General features: G+C 52.6%; 7 protein-coding genes, 1 pseudogene and 1 riboswitch. Of the genes and pseudogenes, 6 read left to right on the forward strand and 2 right to left on the reverse strand.

Features of this window, described 5'->3' with window-relative positions; translation table 11 throughout:
* From argF to A918_RS0111015, 3 genes are all read left to right on the forward strand, one after another.
* A partial coding sequence (argF, locus tag A918_RS0111005) for an ornithine carbamoyltransferase (RefSeq protein WP_022711117.1) occupies positions 1–757 on the forward strand: 757 nt, incomplete at its 5' end.
* Between the two features lie 196 nt (positions 758–953).
* The gene (locus A918_RS0111010; protein ID WP_051139033.1) at positions 954–1,952 is read left to right on the forward strand and encodes an Hsp33 family molecular chaperone; all 999 of its coding nucleotides are present in this window, start codon (positions 954–956) and stop codon (positions 1,950–1,952) included.
* Positions 1,949–2,488 carry a GNAT family N-acetyltransferase gene (locus tag A918_RS0111015; protein ID WP_022711119.1) on the forward strand — a complete coding sequence of 180 codons (540 nt, stop codon included), beginning with the start codon at positions 1,949–1,951 and terminating at the stop codon, positions 2,486–2,488. The genes A918_RS0111010 and A918_RS0111015 overlap by 4 nt, the downstream gene beginning before the upstream one ends.
* On the opposite strand, the gene apaG is transcribed toward A918_RS0111015, so the two are convergent.
* Both apaG and A918_RS0111025 read right to left on the reverse strand, forming a co-directional pair.
* The gene (gene apaG / locus A918_RS0111020) at positions 2,489–2,899 is read right to left on the reverse strand and encodes a Co2+/Mg2+ efflux protein ApaG (RefSeq protein WP_022711120.1); all 411 of its coding nucleotides are present in this window, start codon (positions 2,897–2,899) and stop codon (positions 2,489–2,491) included.
* Between the two features lie 77 nt (positions 2,900–2,976).
* The gene (locus tag A918_RS0111025; RefSeq protein ID WP_022711121.1) at positions 2,977–4,173 is read right to left on the reverse strand and encodes an O-succinylhomoserine sulfhydrylase; all 1,197 of its coding nucleotides are present in this window, start codon (positions 4,171–4,173) and stop codon (positions 2,977–2,979) included.
* An 89-nt stretch (positions 4,174–4,262) separates the two neighbouring features.
* A riboswitch (SAM riboswitch) is annotated at positions 4,263–4,342 on the reverse strand.
* A 152-nt stretch (positions 4,343–4,494) separates the two neighbouring features.
* Between A918_RS0111025 and A918_RS0111030 the strand changes: the two genes are divergently transcribed.
* The 3 genes and pseudogenes from A918_RS0111030 to A918_RS0111040 form a co-directional block, all read left to right on the forward strand.
* Positions 4,495–5,586, forward strand: a complete 1,092-nt coding sequence (locus A918_RS0111030; RefSeq protein ID WP_022711122.1) for a 2'-deoxycytidine 5'-triphosphate deaminase — start codon at positions 4,495–4,497, stop codon at positions 5,584–5,586.
* A gap of 112 nt (positions 5,587–5,698) precedes the next feature.
* A complete protein-coding gene (locus tag A918_RS20200) occupies positions 5,699–6,544 on the forward strand; it encodes a glycosyltransferase family 25 protein (RefSeq protein ID WP_022711123.1) in 846 nt (281 codons plus the stop codon).
* Positions 6,545–6,690: 146 nt separating this feature from the next.
* Positions 6,691–6,915: pseudogene (locus A918_RS0111040) on the forward strand (hypothetical protein); the annotation flags it as partial.

The following is a 6,915-nucleotide window of genomic DNA, read 5'->3' on the forward strand; positions in this document are numbered from 1 at the left end:
AACGCGAACCCGCGTCTCTTTTGATGTGGGTATGCGCCAGCTCGGCGGCGAAACAATCATGCTGACCGGTTCGGAAATGCAGCTTGGCCGCAGTGAAACCATTGCGGACACAGCCAAAGTTTTGTCACGTTTTGTCGATGCCATTATGATCCGTACAACCTCTCATGATCGCATGCTCGAACTCGCCGAGCATGCGACCGTGCCGGTTATCAATGCGCTGACCGATGATACTCATCCGTGTCAGATCATGGCCGATATTCTGACTTTTGAAGAACATCGCGGACCAATCAAGGGCCGCACGGTGACGTGGAGCGGTGACGGCAATAATGTGCTGCATTCCTTCATTGAGGCTGCGGCGCAATTTGATTTCCGTCTGAATATTGCAACACCTTCGGGCAGTGAACCGCTGTCGCGTTTTGTTGACTGGGCAAATGCGAAGGGTGCTAAAATCTTCTCGACCACCAGTGCGGAAAAGGCTGTGGCCGGTTCTGACTGCATCGTGACCGATACATGGGTGTCGATGGGGCAGGAAGATAATGCGCGCGGCAATAATGTTTTCATGCCATATCAGGTGAATGCGGATCTGATGGCGAAAGCCAATAAAGATGCTTTGTTCATGCACTGTCTGCCAGCCCATCGCGGTGAGGAAGTGACAGATGAAGTGATCGACGGCCCGCAATCCGTGGTCTTTGATGAGGCAGAAAACCGTATGCATGCGCAGAAAGCGATTTTGACCTGGTGTCTTGAAGGACGCTGATCGCTTCTTATCTATAGGATAACGTATGGATCGGCTGCCCTGATCCTGATTTGAAGATTGAACCACGGCTTGCAGGTCGTATAACGCCTGCGAGCCGTGTGTTATTTATGGCGCAGTGATGCAGCCCCAGTGGCGACACCCGTGGCAGCCAATAAAAAAGAGATAAGTGATGAATAACCAGACCAGTACAGACCAGATGATGATTGATAGCCCGATGCCAGACCATATTACCCTGTCCGGTGATGATGTTGTTGTGCCTTTTCAGGTTGAAGGTCTGGATGTGCGCGGCCGCACAGTGCAGCTTGGTGCGGCGCTGGATGCTATTCTGAAACGCCATAATTATCCGGAAGTCGTGTCCCGCCTGTTGGGCGAAGCCGCGGTTCTGACCGTGTTGCTCGGCACATCTTTGAAATTTGAAGGCAAGTTCATTTTCCAGACCCGCTCGGATGGTCCGGTGGATATGCTGGTGGTGGATTTCCGCACGCCGGATGCAATCCGCGCCTATGCCCGTTTTGACGAAGAGCGTGTGGCAGAGTTCGTGGCTGCCGGTAAAACCAAGCCGGAAGAATTACTGGGCAAGGGTACGCTGGCGCTGACCGTCGATCAGGGCGAATTCACCCAGCGCTATCAGGGTATTGTTGCGCTGGACGGCTCGTCGCTGGAAGATATTGCACGCAATTACTTCATGCAGTCTGAGCAGATTGCAACAGAAGTTCAGCTGGCTGTTGCCAAGCTTTTCGAGCGCGGTGCCGATGGCAAAGCGAGTGAACAATGGCGTGCCGGTGGTCTGATGGTGCAGTTTCTGCCGCAGTCCGAATTGCGTGCGCGTCATCGCGATCTGCATGGCGGCGATAATCCGAATGGTGCTGAGGCTGAACAGGCTCCGGTTGAGGATGAATGGCAGGAAGCCCGTTCACTGGTTGCGACCATTGAGGATTCCGAGCTGACTGATCCGCAGGTGCCGTCTGAACGTCTGCTTTATCGTCTGTTCCATGAGCGCGGCGTGCGCGTTTATGAAGGCACGAAAGTTGTCGATCATTGCGCCTGTTCGCGGGACAAGATTTTCGGTGTGCTCAAAGGCTTCTCGGCTGAAGAAATCGAACACAGCACTGAGAATGGCAAAATCTCGGTGACCTGTGAGTTCTGCTCCAGCCGTTATGATTTTGACCCTTCGGAAATTAACGCACCACAATGAGTGCTGAGCATGACAAAAGTGCCTGCCTGATAAGGCGGGCACAGCCGTCTGATGCTGCGTTGCTGCCGGAGATTGAACGCTCGGCAGCTTCAACATTTGCAGCTGACCCGTCTTTGCATTTTATTCTCGATATGCCGGTCATGTCTGCCGAGCAGCATCTTGATTTTATGCAAAAAGGCCATGTGCTGGTTGCAGAATGCGATACTGTGCTTGGCGGCTTTCTGGTGGCAGAAGCCATGCCGGACGAGAACTGCCTGCATGTCTGGGAGCTATCTGTGCATCAGGATTTCCAGCGGCGCGGGTTTGGCCGTAAATTGCTGGATGCTGCGGCTGACATTGCCAAAGCGCAGGGATGCGCAAGTCTCAGCCTGACGACATTCGGCGATATACCATGGAACCGGCCTTTTTATGAAAGCTGCAGCTATCAGGTATTGCCGGTATCGCAATGTAATGCGCGTTTCCGTTCCATTGCCGAGCTGGAACAGTCCATCGGCTTGCCGATTGAACGCCGTGTGGCGATGATCAGAACACTATAATTAGTTCAGAACCGGTCTGTGTCCGGGCATATCGAGCGAAAATGCCGGAATAGTGATGGGGAATAGTTTGCCTTCATCAGGGCTGCCAGCCTCATGATTTTGCATCATATAGCTGCCGGACATCATGCCGGATGAGGTCGTCAGCGGACAGCCGGACGAATATTGATAGCTGTCACCCGGTTTCAGAAACGGTTCTTCGCCAACAACGCCGGGGCCGCGCACTTCTTCAGTCCGCCCGTGGGCATCGGTGATTTTCCATGTCCGTGAGCGCAACTGCACCGGAATATCCGAATGATTGATAATCGTTACCCGATAAGCCCAGACATAACGGGATTCATCCGGTGAAGATTGTTCTTCCAGATAAAACGGTTCAACGGTGACTTCGATATTCTCGGTAATTGCGCGATACATAGAGGTTACTCTGGAAGGCCATGGGAGCTGGCAGGATATGACGGCTGCCGGCAAATCAGCAGCCGTCTGATACCAGTTTAGCCTTGAGCTGCTTTCAGTGCAAAGCCAATATCGTCTATCAGATCATCTGCATCTTCCAGACCAATGGAAAGACGCAGTAGGCCGTCAGTAATACCGAGTTCTGCTTTGGCTTCATCGCTGAGATTTTTATGGGTCGAGGTGGCCGGATGGGTAATCAGGCTTTTTGCGTCACCGAGATTGTTGGAAATGCTGATGACTTCCAGCGCATTTTCAAAAGCAAAAGCTGCCTTTTTGCCGCCTTTCAATTCCAATGCAATCATGGTTGAGCCGCCGCTCATCTGCTTGGCGATAATGTCTGCCTGCGGATGATCTTTGCGACCCGGATAAATCACGCGGGCAATGGCATTCTGTTCGGCCAGAAAATCGGCAATCTTAGCGGCAGAACGGGTCTGTGCTTCCACACGCACGGCGAGTGTTTCCAGACCTTTGAGCATTGTCCATGCATTGAACGGGCTGAGACCCGGACCGGTATGGCGGAAATAATCCTGCAGAACTTCCGTAATCCATTCACGATCAGACAGAACAACACCACCGAGGCAACGTCCCTGACCGTCAATATGTTTGGTGGCAGAATAGACAACAATATGAGCGCCAAGCGCCAGTGGCCGCTGATAGAGTGGGGTGGCAAATACATTGTCAACGATCAGCTTGGCACCGACACTATTGGCAATGCCTGCAATTCTGGCGATATCCATCACTTCCAGTGTCGGATTGGTCGGGCTTTCCAGAAACAGCACTTTGGTATTCGGACGGATGGCGTTTTCCCAGTTCTCAATATTCACGCCATCAATCAAAGTGAATTCAACGCCGTATTTCGGCAGAAGGGTTTCAATGATGTACCGACAGGAGCCGAACATCGCTTTGGCTGCCAGCACATGGTCACCGGCGCGAACCTGACAGAGAATGGCCGCAGCAACAGCAGCCATGCCGGAGGCAGTGGCGCGTGCTTCTTCTGCGCCTTCAATCGCGCACATGCGCTTTTCAAACATATCCGTCGTCGGGTTTGCATAACGGGAATAGATGAAACCCGGATCTTCACCGGTAAAACGGGCTTCGCAAGCCTCGGCGCTGTCATAAACAAAACCCTGTGTCAGAAACAGTGCTTCTGATGTTTCGCCATAAGGCGTGCGGGTTGTGCCGCTATGCACAAGCTGAGTTGCAGGGCGAAGGGTACGAATATGTATCTTTGTCATCGGTCCAGCCTATATAAAAGGATGGTCGGCAGGGTTCGGGCCACACCGGCCAATAAAAAACCGGCCTTTGCATGAAGACGCAAAAAGACCGGCTCGGAACCGCGGCCATATTTAGCGACTTCTTTAACGTGGCTGCAAGCCGGCCGGCCAAATCACCACGACTGATTTTGTAGGACTGTTATGATTATAATGTCAAGCACTCGATTTCACAGGACTTGACAGCGGGGAGTGAAATCTATCTGTAAATGCGCATATCACAGTAGCCCTCTTTTAACCGTTCAAGGCTAGATTGCGGCAAAATAGTATTTTATGACTGGACAAATGATGACCCGAGATAGCGGAATTTTGGCAGACAGCGATATTGCAGCTCTGTTTGAAACCGGTGCGCTGACTTCAGCGCGGGACTTGGATCACGATCAGATACAGCCTGCCAGTCTTGATCTTCGTCTTGGTGAGAAAGCCTATCGCGTCCGTGCATCTTTCATGCCGGGGCCGGACACACCGGTTGCCAAAAAACTGGAACGCCTGAAGCTGCATGAAATTGATCTGCGTGAAGGTGCGGTGCTGGAAACCGGCTGCGTCTATATCGTGCCGCTGTTGGAAAGCTTGGCGCTGCCATCGGAATTGTCGGCTTCCGCAAACCCGAAAAGCTCGACCGGTCGCCTTGATATTTTCACCCGTGTGATCACCGATAATGCGCAGGAATTTGACAAGGTGCCTGCCGGTTATAACGGCCCGCTTTATCTGGAAGTCAGTCCGCGCACTTTCCCGATTGTGGCACGTACCGGTTCTCGCCTGTCGCAGATCCGCTTCCGCAAAGGCACTGCGCATATCAATGAAGCCGAACTCGCTGCATTGCACGCGGCGGAAACGCTGGTGGCTTCCGCTGTGCCGAATATTTCCAATGGCGGGATTGCGCTGTCGATTGATCTGAGCGGCGGTGAAAACGGCCTGATTGGCTATCGCGGCAAACACCATACGTCTGTTGTTGATGTCGATAAGCGTGCGCAGCATGATGTGCTGGATTTCTGGGAACCGATTTATGATCGCGGACATCGCGAATTGGTTCTCGATCCCGATGAATTTTACATTCTGGTTTCACAGGAAGCCGTGCATGTGCCGCCGCTTTATGCTGCGGAAATGACCCCTTTTGATCCGCTGGTCGGTGAGTTCCGCGTGCATTATGCCGGTTTCTTCGATCCGGGTTTTGGTAATGTCTCTGCCGGTGGCAAGGGCAGCCGCGCAGTGCTGGAAGTGCGCAGCCATGAAGTGCCGTTTATCCTTGAACACGGACAGATTGTCGGCCGTCTGATTTATGAACACATGCTCAAACGGCCGAAAGCGCTCTATGGCAGTGATCTTGGCTCGCACTATCAGGCGCAGGGTTTGAAACTGTCAAAACATTTCCGTTAAAAACTCATAATTTCTTGATTGTATCTCCGCAAATGAACATCTAGTGATACGTCGCTGATGCGCGCCTGCCGGTTTTTGGCAGGAGGCTTTAAGCCATTTTATGGCGGAGACTATGGTGAGAACCTATCTTATAAATCTTGATGGCAGTCAGGAACGGCTTGACATTTCCCGCGGACAATTGGAGCGCGCGGGTATAGAATTTATCCGCGTTCCGGCGGTGGATGGCCGGAAAAGTGATCCGAGAGCGCATCCGGCCTATCACGAGAAACGCGCTTTGGCGTTTATGGGCTGTCAGGTCAGCGGCGGAGAGCTCGGATGTTATCTGAGCCATCTTAAAGCGGCGCAGATGTTTCTGGATTCCGGCGAGAAATACGCAATGGTGCTGGAAGATGATATGTCCGTTCCGGCAGACCTTGCTAAAATGGCGGAAGAGCTGCTGTCATGGCTCGAAAAAGACGGGCGTTACTGGGATCTCATTAATATTGGGACAGACGGAATAAAACGTCATACCCCGCTTTGCACGCTGCAGGGGCAGGATCAGCAGCGCAATCTGACTAGTGCGCATTATTTTCCGATGACGACAGGCGGTTTGGTATGGTCGCGTGCCGGTGCGCAGAATTTCGTCAACAGCCAGCATGAAATCTTTGCGCCGGTAGATAATTATCTGCGTTTCTGGCTGACAAGAACCAATACAGGTCTGGCCGTTTGGCCGCCTTTAGTCAAAGCGCGCGGCGCGCAAAGCGACATAGATGCGCTAGGAACCGGATCAAGAACGGCTGCGTCCGTTGAGAAACATTTCTTCTACAATCTGATCCGGCAAAGATGGTTTGTGCTCAACAAATTGCGCTCCTGCCGGCATTTATGGACAGCGCGTCTGAAGCGGCGCCTGAGCGGTAATTCTGCTCTGCCGGTGGCTGATCAGATTGTTTTGCCGCCCAAAATCAGCCCTGCCGAATGAGAGGTCGATAAGAGCGCGTATTGTGCTCACAATTCTATGCGCTCTTTACAAAAGCTGTGACGGACTTTATCGCTCAGATTGGCCTGTATGCCGGATGACAGACAGGATTATGCGTTTCAAGGGGAGTGATACGCACGATCATGGCAATGGAAAAGAACCGAACAGTTTTAAACACAGAAACAGAAACACAGCGTCTGACGCTGGGTATTGTTGTTTTGCCCGGTTTTACCCTGTCTGCGCTCAGCCTGTTTCTCGATCCGTTTCGCCTTGCCGCAGATGATAAGGACAAAAGCCGCCAGATCCGTTGCGGCTGGAAAATCTGTACGCTCACCGGCCTGCCGGTGGAATCCAGCTCCGGTATGGCGGGGGGG

Origin of the sequence: Pseudochrobactrum sp. AO18b (assembly GCF_000409565.1) — a bacterium.
Lineage (GTDB): Bacteria > Pseudomonadota > Alphaproteobacteria > Rhizobiales > Rhizobiaceae > Pseudochrobactrum > Pseudochrobactrum saccharolyticum.

What these genes read in the sequence shown, in the direction of transcription:
- A918_RS20200 (WP_022711123.1), top strand. Translation starts at nt 5,699, where the DNA reads ATGGTGAGAACCTATCTTATAAATCTTGATGGCAGTCAGGAACGGCTT.
- A918_RS0111010 (WP_051139033.1), top strand. Translation starts at nt 954, where the DNA reads ATGATGATTGATAGCCCGATGCCAGACCATATTACCCTGTCCGGTGAT.
- A918_RS0111015 (WP_022711119.1), top strand. Translation starts at nt 1,949, where the DNA reads ATGAGTGCTGAGCATGACAAAAGTGCCTGCCTGATAAGGCGGGCACAG.
- A918_RS0111025 (WP_022711121.1), bottom strand. Translation starts at nt 4,173, where the DNA reads ATGACAAAGATACATATTCGTACCCTTCGCCCTGCAACTCAGCTTGTG.
- apaG (WP_022711120.1), bottom strand. Translation starts at nt 2,899, where the DNA reads ATGTATCGCGCAATTACCGAGAATATCGAAGTCACCGTTGAACCGTTT.
- A918_RS0111030 (WP_022711122.1), top strand. Translation starts at nt 4,495, where the DNA reads ATGATGACCCGAGATAGCGGAATTTTGGCAGACAGCGATATTGCAGCT.